10 protein-coding genes are annotated in these 13,855 nt (G+C 68.8%); 3 read left to right on the top strand and 7 right to left on the bottom strand.

Going from position 1 to position 13,855, the window contains the following annotated elements:
- Nucleotides 1–15 precede the first annotated feature (15 nt).
- The 6 genes from smc to asnB form a co-directional block, all read right to left on the bottom strand.
- Nucleotides 16–3,516: a chromosome segregation protein SMC gene (gene smc, locus BMW54_RS02980; RefSeq protein WP_090052870.1), complete on the bottom strand. Its 3,501-nt coding sequence runs from the start codon at nucleotides 3,514–3,516 to the stop codon at nucleotides 16–18.
- Nucleotides 3,517–3,763: 247 nt separating this feature from the next.
- Nucleotides 3,764–4,027, bottom strand: coding sequence for a BolA family protein (locus tag BMW54_RS02975; protein ID WP_090052869.1), 264 nt, complete (start codon nucleotides 4,025–4,027; stop codon nucleotides 3,764–3,766).
- Entirely contained in the window at nucleotides 4,024–4,323 is a 300-nt protein-coding gene (locus BMW54_RS02970) for a YciI family protein (protein ID WP_090052867.1), read from the bottom strand. The genes BMW54_RS02975 and BMW54_RS02970 overlap by 4 nt, the downstream gene beginning before the upstream one ends.
- 4 nt (nucleotides 4,324–4,327) lie before the next feature.
- Nucleotides 4,328–5,860 (bottom strand): lysine--tRNA ligase, encoded by a 1,533-nt coding sequence (lysS, locus tag BMW54_RS02965; RefSeq protein WP_090052866.1) that lies wholly within the window; start codon nucleotides 5,858–5,860, stop codon nucleotides 4,328–4,330.
- A 56-nt stretch (nucleotides 5,861–5,916) separates the two neighbouring features.
- A protein-coding gene (gene prfB, locus BMW54_RS02960) for a peptide chain release factor 2 (protein ID WP_139206020.1) occupies nucleotides 5,917–7,042 on the bottom strand; the annotation gives its coding sequence in 2 pieces (ribosomal slippage) (nucleotides 5,917–6,966 and nucleotides 6,968–7,042; 1,125 coding nt in all).
- A gap of 175 nt (nucleotides 7,043–7,217) precedes the next feature.
- The gene (gene asnB / locus BMW54_RS02955; protein ID WP_090052864.1) at nucleotides 7,218–8,888 is read right to left on the bottom strand and encodes an asparagine synthase B; all 1,671 of its coding nucleotides are present in this window, start codon (nucleotides 8,886–8,888) and stop codon (nucleotides 7,218–7,220) included.
- A 234-nt stretch (nucleotides 8,889–9,122) separates the two neighbouring features.
- On the opposite strand from asnB, the gene BMW54_RS02950 reads away from it, so the two are divergent.
- Nucleotides 9,123–9,557, top strand: coding sequence for a hypothetical protein (locus tag BMW54_RS02950; RefSeq protein ID WP_090052862.1), 435 nt, complete (start codon nucleotides 9,123–9,125; stop codon nucleotides 9,555–9,557).
- On the opposite strand, the gene BMW54_RS02945 is transcribed toward BMW54_RS02950, so the two are convergent.
- Nucleotides 9,521–10,873: a formimidoylglutamate deiminase gene (locus BMW54_RS02945; protein ID WP_090052861.1), complete on the bottom strand. Its 1,353-nt coding sequence runs from the start codon at nucleotides 10,871–10,873 to the stop codon at nucleotides 9,521–9,523. The two genes, BMW54_RS02950 and BMW54_RS02945, sit on opposite strands and share 37 nt — an antisense overlap.
- Nucleotides 10,874–10,924: 51 nt before the next feature.
- On the opposite strand from BMW54_RS02945, the gene BMW54_RS02940 reads away from it, so the two are divergent.
- Both BMW54_RS02940 and hutI read left to right on the top strand, forming a co-directional pair.
- Nucleotides 10,925–12,505 carry a GNAT family N-acetyltransferase gene (locus BMW54_RS02940; protein ID WP_090055631.1) on the top strand — a complete coding sequence of 527 codons (1,581 nt, stop codon included), beginning with the start codon at nucleotides 10,925–10,927 and terminating at the stop codon, nucleotides 12,503–12,505.
- A complete protein-coding gene (gene hutI, locus BMW54_RS02935; protein WP_090052859.1) occupies nucleotides 12,502–13,737 on the top strand; it encodes an imidazolonepropionase in 1,236 nt (411 codons plus the stop codon). Before BMW54_RS02940 ends, hutI begins: the two co-directional genes overlap by 4 nt.
- Nucleotides 13,738–13,855 lie beyond the last annotated feature (118 nt).

Raw genomic sequence — 13,855 nt, 5'->3', positions numbered from 1 at the left:
TCCTTAAAGTAATGCTCAGGCGACGCCGGCGAGCTTCGACGCTTCGGCCAGGTCGACCTGGACGAGGCGCGAGACGCCCGGCTCGCGCATGGTAACGCCGCAGAGCTGGTGCGCGGCTTCCATGGTGGCCTTGTTGTGGCTCACGAAGATGAACTGCACCTTCTCGCTCATCTCGCGGACCATCGCCGAGAAGCGGCCGACGTTGGCCTCGTCGAGCGGCGCGTCCACCTCGTCGAGCAGGCAGAACGGCGCCGGATTGAGGCCGAAGATCGCGAACACGAGCGACACGGCCGTGAGCGCCTTCTCGCCGCCGGAAAGCAGCGTGATGTTGGAAACGCGCTTGCCGGGCGGCCGCGCCATGATGGCGACGCCGGTGTCGAGAAGGTCTTCGCCCGTGAGTTCGAGGTAGGCGTGGCCGCCGCCGAACAGGCGCGGGAAGAGTTCCTGCACGCCGGCGTTGACGCGGTCGAAGGTCTCCTTGAAGCGCTGGCGCGTCTCGCGATCGATCTTCTTGATCGCGCCTTCCAGTGTTTCGAGGGCGCCGGCCAGATCGGTCAGCTGCGCGTCGAGGTACTCCTTGCGCTGCGACTGCTCGGCGTGCTCCTGGATCGCGGCGAGATTCACGGGCTCGAGGCGGGCGATCTTCTGCGCGAGGTCGACGAGCTGCTGCTGCCAGCGCTCGGGCTCGGCGTCCTCCGCCAGTTCGGCGAGCAACGCCTCGAGTTCGAGGCCGGACGCCTGGATCGCCTGCGCGAGCTGGTCGGCGCGCAACTGCAGCGCCTGCGCCGCGAGGCGTTTCTCCGAGACGTTCTCGCGCACCTTGTTGAGCACCTGCTCGATGCGGTGGCGCTCCTGCTCCAGGCGGCGGAACTCGGCGTCGCAGTCCTCCAGCGCACGGCGCGCCTCGACGAGCTGCCTGTCCACCAGCAGGCGCTGGTCGAGGTAGGTCTGGCGTTCGGATTCCAGCTCGGCGATCGGATCGGATCCGGCCGCGAGCTGCTGGTCGATCTCGTCACGGCGGGCCGTGACCTGGCGCAGCTGCGTGTCGAGGCGTCCCATCGCCTGCTCGAGCGAGGTCAGCGCCGCGCGCTTCGATTCCATACCGAGCGCGAGCTGGTGCGCCTGATCGGCGGCTTCGCGCGCGTTGATGCGCGCCTCTTCGCGTGCTTCGAGCAGTTCCCGGCGCTCGTTCTCGAGGCCGCGGCGTTCGTCCTCGCGATCGCCCATCAGGCCGACCGCCTCGTCGAGGCGCGAGCGCGCGTCGCGAGCCTGGCCTTCAAGTTCGTCGAGCTGGTCGACGATGGCCGAAATCTCGCCGCCGACCTTCTCGGCGCGCGCGCGCGCCGTTTCCATCTTGCCGCGGTGGCTCTGCAACTGGCCGGCGAGCTCGGACAGACGGCGATGCGCGGCATAAAGTTCGCGCTGCGCGTCGTCGCGCTGGCGTTCGGTTTCGAACTTGGTCGTACGCAGCGTTTCAAGCTGCTCGGTGCGCTCCTCGATGGAGGCTTCGAGCGTCTCGATCTGTTCGGCGAGCTGGCGGATCTCCCGTTCGCGGGCGAGCACGCCGACCTGGTTGCCCTGCGCGCGCAGCACGCGAGCCCAGCCCGGACCCATCCACGCGCCATCACGGGTGATCACGGACTGGTGCGCGGCGAGCGAGCCGACGCGCGCGGCGGCCGCCTCGACCGAGTCGGCGACGAACACGTTCGACAGGAGGTTCACCGCGGACAGCGGTCCGCGCACGTGCGCGGCGAGGGTACCCTCGGGCCCCGGGCCGCCCTTCGCGCCGGCGAACAGCGCGACGTCGGCCTGACCCAGCGCGTCGAATTCGGCGGTGAGCGCCTCGGGCGCGTCCACGAGCACGCCATCGAGCACGCCGGCGAGCACGGTCTCGACGGCGGACTCGTAGCCCGTTTCCACCTGCAGCGATTCGCCGAGGCGGCGCGACCGGTCGAGGCCCAGCCGGGCGAGCCAGCCGCTCGCGGCCGATTCGTCCTGGCCGAGGGCCGCCGTCTGCAACGCTTCCAGCGAGGCCTGGCGGCCGCGTGCGGTCTGCAGTTGCTGGCGCGCATCGTTCAGCGACGACTGCACCTGGCGCTCGTCGTCGAGCACCCGCTCGTAGGCGACCTTGTGCTGGTCGAGCACGCCGCCCAGCTGCTCCACGCGCTCGCGCTGCGTTTCGTGTTCGGTGTCGAGCTGCTCGGACGCCGCGTCGAGCGCCGCGACGTCGGTCGCGCGCTGCTCGGCTTCGAGCGCTTCGCGGCGTTTGGCGAGATCGACGAGCTGACGATCGAGGTAGGCCAGCTTGGTGCGCTCGACTTCCGCGGCGCGGCTGGATTCGGACGCGCCGCGGGTATGCGTGTCCCAACGCTGCTGCCAGTCGGCCAGGCGGGATTCCGTCGCGCGCTGCGCGTCGCCGGTCTCGTCCTGGATCTGCTGCAGCGCCTCGAGTTTCGGCTCGCCCTCCGCCAGCGCGAGGCGCAGCGTCTCGATCTGCTCGCGGTCGGTGTCGATGTGCCCCTGCAGTTCCTCGAGCTCGCGTTCCGCGTCGGCGCGGGAGCGGGTCAGGCGTTCGGTGAGGTCGCGGTTGTGCCGCACCTGTTGCTCGACGCGCGCGATCTCGGCGCCGACCTTGTAGACCTCGGCCTGCACCTGGTTCAGATGTTCGCTCGCGCCCTGATGCCGCTCGCGCACGGTTTCCAGCTGCGCCTCGACCTGGCGCTGCCCGGCCAGTTGCTTCTCGATCTCGAGCTCGGCCTCGCGCAGACCGGAACCCTCGCCCTCGTGGCGACGCTGCAGCGAGCGGTACTCGAGCGCGCGTAGTTCGGCTTCGCGGCGGGTATGTTCTTCCTTGAACGCCTTCCAGCGCTCCGCGGCGCGCGCCTGGCGATTCAGGTGGTCGAGCTGCTTCTCGACCTCGTCGCGCACGTCGCGCACGCGGTCGAGGTTCTCGCGCGTGGACTTGATGCGGCTCTCGGTTTCCTTGCGGCGCTCCTTGTACTTGGAGATGCCGGCGGCCTCCTCCAGGTGCGTGCGCAGGTCTTCCGGCGCCGCCTCGATGATCTGGCTGATCATGCCCTGCTCGATGATCGAGTAGGAACGCGGACCGAGGCCGGTGCCGAGGAAGAGGTCGGTGATGTCGCGGCGGCGGCAGCGGCCGCCGTTGAGGAAATACGCGGATTGCCCGTCGCGGCTGACGACGCGCTTGACCGAGATCTCGGCGAAGCTGGCGTATTCGCCCTGGATGGTGCCGTCCGCGTTGTCGAAGATCAGTTCCACCGCCGCCTGGCCCACCGGCTTGCGCGCGCTGGAGCCGGAGAAGATGACGTCGGTGAGCGAGTCGCCGCGCAGGCGGCTGGCGGCGGATTCACCCATCACCCAGCGGATGGCGTCGATGATGTTCGATTTGCCACAGCCGTTCGGACCGACGACGCCGGTCATGTTGGTGGGCAAATGCAGCGTGGTGGGGTCGACGAACGACTTGAATCCCGCCAGCTTGATCGTGGTCAGACGCATGATGGTTTCCGTTGAGACGCGGCCGTGGGCCCCGTTCGGGAGCCTCCCCCTGGCAGATCGGTCACTTTGCCAAAGGGGTCCGCCGGGTGCAATACGCGAAATGACACGAAGACAGTAGCCTAACCCATTGATTGTAGGAGCGCACCTGGACGCGACGGCATTCCGCCTCGGTAGGCGAGCCTACGCGCCAGCTCCCGGAGGCCGACGAAGAGCATTCGCGCCCGGGTGCGCCCCACGGCGGCACCGGTTATTCCCCGGGCGCCTTCGCCTCGATGGACAGCGCGTGGATGCCGTCGGGCATCATCTCGCCAAGCGCGTCATAGACCATGCGGTGGCGCTGGATCGGGTTCTTCCCCGCGAACGCCGGACTGACGATGCGCGCGAAGAAGTGGCCCTTGCCCTCCCCCGCGTGGCCCGCGTGCTTGTGGCCCTCGTCGATCACGTCCAGCTGGACCGGGGCGAGCGCCGCGGTCAGCAGCCGGCGGATGCGCTCGACCTTCTCGACCGTCACGGCAGCACCCCGAGGAACGGCCGCACGGCGACGTCCCGGTACACGCCCGCGGCGACGTAGGGATCGGCGTCCGCCCAGGTCTTCGCGGCTTCCAGGCTCTCGAACTCGGCGACGATCATGCTGCCCTGGAACCCCGCCTCGCCCGGCGTGGGCGAATCGATGGCCGGAAACGGGCCGGCGAGCTTCAGACGACCCTCGTCCTTCAGCGCGTTGAGGCGCGCCAGGTGCGCGGGACGCGCTTCGAGACGCTTCGCGAGCGTGCCGGGATGATCGAGCGCGACGATGGCGTAGAACATGGGATCAGACCTCGGGGCGCATGGTCGGGAAGAGGAGCACGTCGCGGATCGACGACGAACCGGTGAGGAGCATCACGAGGCGGTCGATGCCGACGCCAAGGCCGCCCGTGGGTGGCAGGCCGACTTCGAGCGCGCGGATGTAGTCGGCGTCGAAATGCATGGCCTCGTCGTCGCCGGCGTCCTTCGCATCCACCTGCGCCTGGAAGCGCGCGGCCTGGTCCTCGGAGTCGTTGAGCTCGGAGAAGCCGTTGGCGAGCTCCTTGCCGTTGATGAACAGCTCGAAGCGGTCGGTGATGCCCTTGTCGGTGTCGTTCTCGCGCGCCAGCGGCGAGACCTCGACCGGGTGATCGATGATGAAGGTCGGCTGGATCAGCGTGTGCTCGACCGTCGCCTCGAAGATCTCCAGGAGCAGCTTGCCCCAGCCGTAGCCGGGCTTGACGTGGATGCCGAGACGGGCGGCGTGCGCGGCCATCGCCTCGCGGTCGCGCAGCTCGGACGCCTTGATCTCGGGGTTGAGCTCGAGCACGGCGTCTTCCATCCGCCAGCGGCGGAACGCCGGGCCAAGGTCGACGGTGGCGCCGTCCCATTCGATCTGCGTGCTGCCCACGACATCGGTGGCGGCCGAGCGGATCATGCCTTCCGTGATGTCCATGATCTCGTGATACGTGGCGTAGGCCTGGTACAGCTCGAGCATCGTGAACTCGGGGTTGTGCCGCGTGGACACGCCCTCGTTGCGGAAATTGCGGTTGATCTCGTAGACGCGGTCGAAACCGCCGACCACGAGACGCTTGAGGTAGAGCTCGGGCGCCACGCGCAGGAACAGCGGGATGTCGAGCGCGTTGTGATGCGTGGTGAACGGGCGCGCGGTGGCGCCGCCCGGGATCACGTGCATCATCGGCGTCTCGACTTCCATGAAGCGGCGCGGCTCCGCTTCGAGCCAGCGGCGCACGTGGCTGATGATCTTCGAGCGCAGGGCGAACGTGCGGCGCGATTCCTCGGTGACGATGAGGTCGACGTAGCGCTGGCGGTAACGCTGCTCCACGTCCGCCAGACCATGATGCTTGTCCGGCAGGCCGCGGAGCGACTTAGTCAGGAGGCGGATGGCCTCGACCTTGACCGACAGCTCGCCGGTCTTCGTGCGCATGAGCACGCCCGTGGCGCCGACGATGTCGCCGAGGTCCCAGCGCTTGAACGCGTCGTAGGCCTCCTCGCCCAGCGTGCCCTGGTGGACGAACAGCTGGATGCGGCCCGTGCCGTCCTGCATCTGCACGAAGCTGACCTTGCCCTGCCCGCGCATCAGGATGATGCGGCCGGCGACGGCCACGCGACGCGGCGCGGCCTCGATGGCCTCGGCGGTCCAGGTGTCCTTGTCGGCGAATTCCGCCTGCAGGTCGCCCGCGAAGCTGTCGACCCGGAAGTCGTTCGGATAGGCGATGCCCTGCGCGCGCAGCGCTTTCAGTTTCTCGCGGCGCTCGGCAATGAGACGATTTTCATCGGCGGCAGCGGCGGAGGCTTCGGCGTTGGCGTTTTCGGTCATGGCTAGGCTGGCTTCTTGTCTGGGAAACCGGAGCGCGACGCGCCCCGGCCGTTGGATCAGGCATCGACGCGCTTGGAGCCGGCTTCGAGGCCGGCCTTCAGGCTGGCTTCGACGAACTCGTCGAGGTCGCCGTCGAGCACCTTCTGGGTATCGGAGCGTTCCACGCCCGTGCGCAGGTCCTTGATGCGCGACTGGTCGAGGACGTAGTTGCGGATCTGGCTGCCCCAGCCGATGTCGGACTTCGACGCTTCCAGCGCGTCCTTCTCGGCGTTGCGCTTCTGCAGCTCGAGCTCGTACAGCTTCGCCTTCAGCATCTTCATCGCGCGGTCGCGGTTGGCATGCTGGCTGCGCTCGGTCTGGCACGCGACGACCGTGTTGGTCGGGATGTGCGTGATGCGCACGGCCGACTCGGTCTTGTTCACGTGCTGGCCGCCCGCGCCGGACGAACGGTAGACGTCCGTCTTGAGGTCGGCCGGGTTGATGTCGATCTCGATGTTGTCGTCGACTTCCGGCGAGACGAACACCGAGGTGAAGCTGGTGTGCCGGCGGTTGTCGGAGTCGAACGGGCTCTTGCGGACCAGGCGGTGCACGCCGATCTCGGTCTTCAGCCAGCCGTAGGCGTAATCGCCCTCGACGCGGAACGTGGCGGACTTGATGCCCGCGACTTCGCCGCCGGAGACTTCCATCAGCTCGGCCTTCCAGCCGCGCGACTCGGCCCAGCGCAGGTACATGCGCAGCAGGATCTCGGCCCAGTCCTGGGCTTCGGTACCGCCGGCGCCGGCCTGGATGTCGACGAACGCGGCCGCCGAATCGAGCTCACCGGAGAACATGCGCTGGAATTCGAGCTTGCCGACGCGGGCGTCGACCTTGTTCAGGTCGTCGACGATCGACTGCACGGTGGCCTCGTCGCCATCGGCGGCCGCCATCTCCAGCAGTTCCTTCGCGTCGTCGAGCGAGGAGGTCATCTCCTCGACGCCCGTCACGATGGTGTCGAGCTGCGCGCGTTCGCGGCCCAGCTCCTGCGCGCGCTTCGGATCGTCCCAGACGTTGGGGCTCTCGAGCTCGCGATTGACTTCCTCTAGCCGTTCTTTCTTGACGGCGTAGTCAAAGATACCCCCTAAGCGACTCGACGCGGCCCTTGAGGTCCGCGATCTGCGCAAGGATCGGATTGGTCTCGATCATGGTCGGTTCGCCTGCTGTGCGGCGCGGAGGGCGCCGGCTAAAGCAGCCGATTCTAGCAAAACCGGACGCCCTCGCGACCGGCTATCGCCGATGCGATCGGCTCCCACCCCTTCGGTAGCAGGTGCTTTCGCCGCACTGGCGGCGGTGGGAGCCGATCGTATCGGCGATCCGGCCGTCAGGCCGGCAATGCCTCGCGGTGCACTCCCCGAATGGCCCGCCCCGACGGGTCGGCAGCCGCGGCGAACGCGGGATCCCACGCCAGCGCGGCCGGCGAGGAGCAGGCGATCGACTTGCCGCCCGGGACCGTCGCGGCGCAGGCCTCGCCCGGGAAATGCGTCTCGAAGATCGTCCGGTAGAAGAACGCCTCCTTGGTGGCGGGGGTGTTCAGCGGGAACCGCGAGGCCGCGGCGGCGAATTCCCGGTCGGAGACCATGGCCTCGGCGTGGGCCTTGAGCCCGTCGATCCAGCCGTAGCCGACGCCGTCGCTGAACTGCTCCTTCTGCCGCCAGAGGATCTCGTCGGGCAGCACACCCTCGAACGCCTCGCGGAGGATCCCCTTCTCGATCCCCTTGCGGGACACCATCTTCGCCTCGGCGTCGAAGGCCATCGCGGTGTCCAGGAATTCGACGTCCAGGAACGGCACGCGGGCCTCGACGCCCCAGGCCGACATCGATTTGTTGGCGCGCAGGCAGTCGTAGTAATGCAGGGCGTCCAGCTTGCGGATCGTCTCCTCGTGGAACGCCCGAGCCGACGGCGCCTTGTGGAAGTACAGGTAACCGCCGAACACCTCGTCGGAACCCTCGCCGGAAAGAACCATCTTCACGCCCATCGCCTTGATGCGCCGCGCGAGCAGGAACATCGGCGTGGAGGCGCGGATCGTCGTGACGTCGTAGGTCTCGATGTGGCGGATCACTTCCGGCAGCGCGTCGAGGCCTTCCTCGAACGTGTAGCGGAACCCGTGGTGCACGGTGCCCAGCGCTTCGGCCGCGACCTCCGCCGCCTTCAGGTCCGGCGAACCTTCGAGGCCGATCGCGAACGAATGCAGCCGTGGCCACCACGCCTCGTCGCGGTCGTCGTCCTCGATGCGCTTGCGCGCGAAGCTCGCGGCCACCGCGGCGACCAGCGAGGAATCCAGGCCGCCGGAAAGCAGCACGCCATACGGGACGTCCGTCATCATCTGCCGGTGGACCGCCGCCTCGAACGCGGCGCGCAATGCGGCCGGCTCGATGGCTGTGCCCTGCGTGACGTCGTAGTCGCGCCATGCCGGCGTCCAGTACGGCACAGCCTCGCCGCGCTCGCTGTCGTAGACGTGCCCCGGCGGGAAGGGTGCGACGTCGGCGCAGACGCCGACCAGCGACTTCATCTCGGAGGCGACGCAGAGGCGCCCTTCGCGATCGTGGCCCCAGTACAGCGGACACACGCCGAGCGCGTCGCGCGCGATCAGGTACCGGCGCCGCTTCGCGTCCCACAGCGCGAAGGCGAAGATGCCGTTGAGCCGGCCCAGGAATCCTGAGCCTTCCTCGCGATACAGCGCGTTGATCACCTCGCAGTCGGACCCGGTGGTGAAGGCGTAGCCGCTGGCGGCGCGCAGCTCGCGATGGTTGTAGATCTCGCCGTTCACCGCCAGCGCCAGCTCGCCGTCGACCGAGCGCAACGGCTGCGCGCCGCTCGCCGGATCGACGATGGCGAGGCGCTCGTGGACGAGGATCGCGCCCTGGTCGACGTAGACACCGCTCCAGTCGGGCCCGCGGTGGCGCTGGCGCTGCGACAGTTCCATGGCCTGGCGACGCAGGGCGACGAGATCGTCGCCCGCCGTCACACCGAACATTCCGAAGATCGAACACATGATCGTGGCTCCCGAAGGGTGAAACGCGCAAAGAAAAAGGCCCGCCTGTGAGGGCGGGCCTTTCGTGTATTCCGGTGGTTTCGCTTGCAACCGCCTACACGCCGACCCTCCCGAAGTTCCGGGCATTATTGGTATTGGCGTTATTGGCGGCGATGCGGATCATGGATCGACTAGAACACGATCGGGACCCTCGCGCAAGCACCCGTTAACCGAAGGACGTCTATCATCGCGGGCATGAACACCCTGCTCGCCCTCGCCCTCCTTTCCTCCACGCCCGCCACGCCCGACTGGCTCGCCGGCGACTGGGACCCGTACAGCAACGCCTTTCTCGGCCTGCGCACGCTGAGCATCGGCAAGGACACGCTGAGCTGGAAAGGCTGCGCGGACGCGCGCTTCGAGGTGCTCGCCAGCGACGGCCACGGCGACAGCGTCACGCTGCGCCTCGCGCCGGGCACCACCTGCTCGCTCGACGACGTCGCGCGGACGCGCATGGATACCGTGCGCCTGACGCTCCGTCCCAACCGTTGCGATCTGGGCGTGTCGATCTACGCGTCCGCCGAGGCCGCGAAGCGAAACGAGCCGTCGGCCGAGGGTCTCTACGGCAAGCCGAAGTGTCCGTCGGGGCCCGCGGCTCACGCGGCGGCCAGCTTCTCCACCACGCCACGATAAGCCCGGGCGATCGCCTCCTCCCCGGCGTGCGCGAAGTCGCGAACGCGCCACTGCCCGCCGACCATCACGTCGCGCACCAGCGGCGTGTTGCCCGCGAAGAGGAAGCTGTCGATCACGTCGGCTTCGTCGCGTGCCGCCAGCAGCGGCGACGCGTCGTCGAGCACGAGCAGGTCGGCGCGCGCCCCCTCGAGCAGGCGACCGATGTCCGCCCCCGCCGCGCGCGTGCCGCCGTCGAGCGCACGTTGCCATAGCGCTGTACCGACGCTTTCCTCGGGCACGCGGGCCGCGACGTTGCGATGGCGCGTGACGAGGCGCTGCCCGTATTCGAGCCAGCGCAGCTCTTCGACGGGCGATACCGAGATGTGCGAGTCCGAACCGACGCCGAACGTGCCGCCCGCGTCGATGAACGGCGCCAGCGGGAACAGGCCGTCGCCGAGATTCGCTTCCGTGGTCGGGCAAAGGCCCGCCACCGCGCCGCTCTTCGCCAGCCGGTCCGTCTCGTGCGCGGTCAGGTGCGTGGCATGGACGAGCGTCCAGCGCGCGTCGACGTCCGCGTGGTCGAGCAGCCATTCCACCGGCCGGGCGCCGCGGACCGAGAGGCAGTCCTGCACCTCGCCGATCTGCTCGGCGATGTGGATGTGCACCGGAAGATCCTTCGCGATGCCCGTGGCCAGCAACGCGCGCATCGCGTCCTCGGGCACCGCGCGCAGCGAATGCAGCGCGATGCCGAGGGTGAACATGTCGTCCTGTAACGGCGCCAGCCGCTCCAGCAGCCGGACGAATCCGCCCACGTCGTGACGGAAGCGCTGTTGCCGCTCCGTCAGGGGGCGGCCGTCGAACCCGCCCGTCATGTAGAGCACCGGGAGCAGCGTCAGGCCGATACCCGCCTCCTTCGCGGCCTCGATCAGCGCCAGCGACATCGTCGCGGGATCGGCGTACGGCACGCCGCGCGGGCCATGATGCAGGTAATGGAACTCGCAGACCTGCGTATAACCCGCCTTGACCATCTCGACGTAGAGCTGCGTGGCGATGGCCTTCAGGTCGTCGGGGTCCACGGCCTCGGCGAAGGCGTACATGGTCTCGCGCCAGGTCCAGAAGCTGTCCTCGCCCGGACCGCGGCGTTCGGCCAGGCCGGCCATCGCCCGCTGGAACGCGTGCGAATGCAGGTTCGGCATGCCCGGAAGCACGAAGCGGCCGATGCGTTCGCCCCGCGTCGTCGTGGCGAAGCGCCCGGCGGTCACCCCGAGCGCGGCTTCCCCGGCCCGCCAGGCACCGTCCTGCCAGAAGAAGTCGGCGTTGAAGGCGGCGTGCGGCATGGGTGCGATCCGTCGATGAATTCGTCGCATGGTACCGCGCATAATCGGGGCATGACCGAATCCCCGAACACGCACCCGCCCAAACTCCTGCTGCGCCAGGCGCGGCCCGTCGACGTTCCCGAGCTGGTCGCCCTCACGGCGCGGGTCTACACGCCCGAATGGGGCCACTCCGCGGAAATGCTGCAGGGCCAGCAGACGCACTTTCCCGAAGGCCAGTTCGTCGTCGAATACGAAGGGCGGATCGTCGGCTTCTGCGCCACTTTCCGCATCGGCGAATCCCTGGCGCTGGCGCCGCACACCTGGATGCAGATCACGGGCGGCGGCTTCGCCTCGCGCCACGATCCCAAGGGCGACTGGCTCTACGGCATGGAGGTCGTGGTCCATCCCGACTACCGGGGCATGCGCATCGGGCAGCGGCTCTACCAGGCACGCAAGCGGCTCTGCACCGATCTGAAGCTCCGCGGCATCGTGTTCGGCGGCCGCATGCCGGGCCTGGCGCGCGCGATCGGCCGCTACGGCAGCGCGGAGGCGTACGCGCAGGCCGTGGTGGACGGCAGCCGCCGCGATCCGACGCTGAGCTTCCAGCTGCGCAACGGCTTCGAGATGGTCGGCCTGCTGCGCGAGTACGTGCCGTCCGATCACGAATCGCTCGGCTATGCGGCGCTGCTGGTCTGGCGCAACCCGCAGCGACACGACCAGCCCGATGTGCCGCGCGTCTCGCAGAGCCACCGGCTGCCGGATTCCGTGCGCGTGGCCTCGGTGCAGTACCAGCAGCGACGCATCGGATCGTTCGACGAATTCGCGAAGCAGGTCGAGTACTTCGTCGACATCGCGGCGGATTACGACGCCGACTTCGTCGCGTTTCCCGAACTGATCACGCTGCAGCTGCTGTCCATCGAGAACGCCGAACTGTCGCCGGTGGACTCCATCCGTCGGCTCTCGGAGTACACCGACGAGGTCAAGGCGCTCTTCCACCGTCTGGCCGTGCACTACAACATCAACATCATCGGCGGCTCGCATCCCACGCGCCAGCCGAACGGCGACATCCACAACGTCTGCTACGTCTGCCTGCGCGACGGGTCGATCCACGAGCGCGAGAAGCTGCATCCGACGCCGAGCGAGCGCAACGTCTGGAACATCACGGGTGGCGACGCCGCGGCGACCATCCCCACCGACTGCGGCCCGATCGGCGTGATGATCTGCTATGACTCGGAGTTCCCCGAGGTGGCACGTCACCTCACGGACCAGGGCGCGCTGATCCTCTTCGTACCCTTCTGCACCGATGTGCGCGAAGGCTACCTGCGCGTGCGTTACTGCTCGCAGGCGCGCGCGATCGAAAACCAGTGCTACGTCGTGCTGTCGGGCAACGTGGGCAACCTGCCGGGCGTCAACAACTTCGACATCCAGTACGGCCAGAGCTGCATCCTGACGCCCAGCGACTTCCCCTTCGCGCGCGACGGCATCGCGGCGGATTCCACGCCGAACATCGAAACCGTACTGTTCGCCGACCTGCGCCTCGAGAACCTCGCCCGCGCGCGCAACTCCGGCGCGGTGCAGAACCTCAAGGACCGTCGCTACGACCTCTACGAGGTGCGCTGGGCGCGCGGCGTCGCCAGCGAAGGCCAGCCATGACGGACGACACGCGCTGGGACCACCTGCTCGTCGACGTGAGCCTGGCGACGATGCGCGACGACGGCGCGCCCTGCGGCGCCATCGAAGGCGCCGCCATCGGCTGGCGTGACGACCGCATCGCCTTCGCCGGGCCGATGTCGGCCCTGCCCGGCGATACGCATGCGCTCGCGCGTCATGTCGAATCGCTTCCCGGTACATGGGTGACGCCGGGCCTCATCGACTGCCACACGCACCTGGTCTTCGGCGGCGACCGCGCGACGGAGTTCGAGCGGCGCCTGGAGGGCGCCACGTACGAGGAGATCGCCCTCGCGGGCGGCGGCATCGTTTCCAGCGTGCGCGCGACCCGCGCCGCGAACGAGGACGAGCTGCTGCGCCAGTCGCTACCCCGCGCACGCGCGCTGCTGGCCGACGGCGTCACGACGCTGGAGATCAAGTCCGGCTACGGACTCGAGCCAGACGCCGAGCGCCGCATGCTGCGGGTGGCACGGCGGATCGGCGAGGTGCTCGGCGTCGACGTGCGCACCACGTTCCTCGGCCTGCACGCGCTTCCGCCGGAATACGCCGGACGACGCGACGAGTACGTCGCGCTGGTCTGCGACATCATGCTGCCGTCGCTCGCGGACGAGGAACTGGTCGACGCGGTCGACGCCTTCTGCGAAGGCATCGGCTTCACGCACGCCGAGACGCAGCGCCTGTTCGAGAAGGCGACCGCGCTGGGCCTGCCGGTCAAGCTCCACGCGGAGCAGCTGTCCGACCTGGGCGGCGCGGCGCTCGTGGCCCGATACAACGGACTCTCCGCCGACCACCTCGAATGGACGAGCGACGACGGCGTGCGCGCCATGGCCGCGGCCGGCACCGTGGCGGTGCTGTTACCCGGGGCCTATTACGCGCTGCGCGACACGCGTCCGCCGCCAGTGGGCGCGTTCCGCGACCACGGCGTGGCGATGGCCGTGGCGACGGATCTCAACCCGGGCACCTCGCCGCTGCTGTCGCTGCGCCTGGCGATGAACATGGCCTGCACCCTGTTCCGCCTCACGCCCGAGGAGGCCCTCCGTGGCACGACGGTCAACGCCGCCCGCGCCCTCGGCCTCGACGATCGCGGCGTCCTCGCGCCGGGCAAGCGTGCCGACATCGCGGTGTGGAACGTGAAGCACCTCCCGGAACTCTGCTACTGGATCGGCGGGTCGCTGCTTCGGGACCTCTGGATCGCGGGCGAGCGCGTCGCGACCTGAGTCAAATCCGGCACTTTTTTCAGAAAACTTCCATCGATCCCGTCGGGCTCCGCCGCATAACATGGTCGGACGTCGCCTCTGGCGCCGTCCGACCATGGAACGTCCGCGCAAGGCCATC

Origin of the sequence: Luteibacter sp. 329MFSha (genome assembly GCF_900111665.1) — a bacterium.
Lineage (GTDB): Bacteria > Pseudomonadota > Gammaproteobacteria > Xanthomonadales > Rhodanobacteraceae > Luteibacter.
The sequence above is the reverse complement of the archived record's forward strand: the minus strand, read 5'-3'. Positions and strand labels throughout refer to the sequence as shown.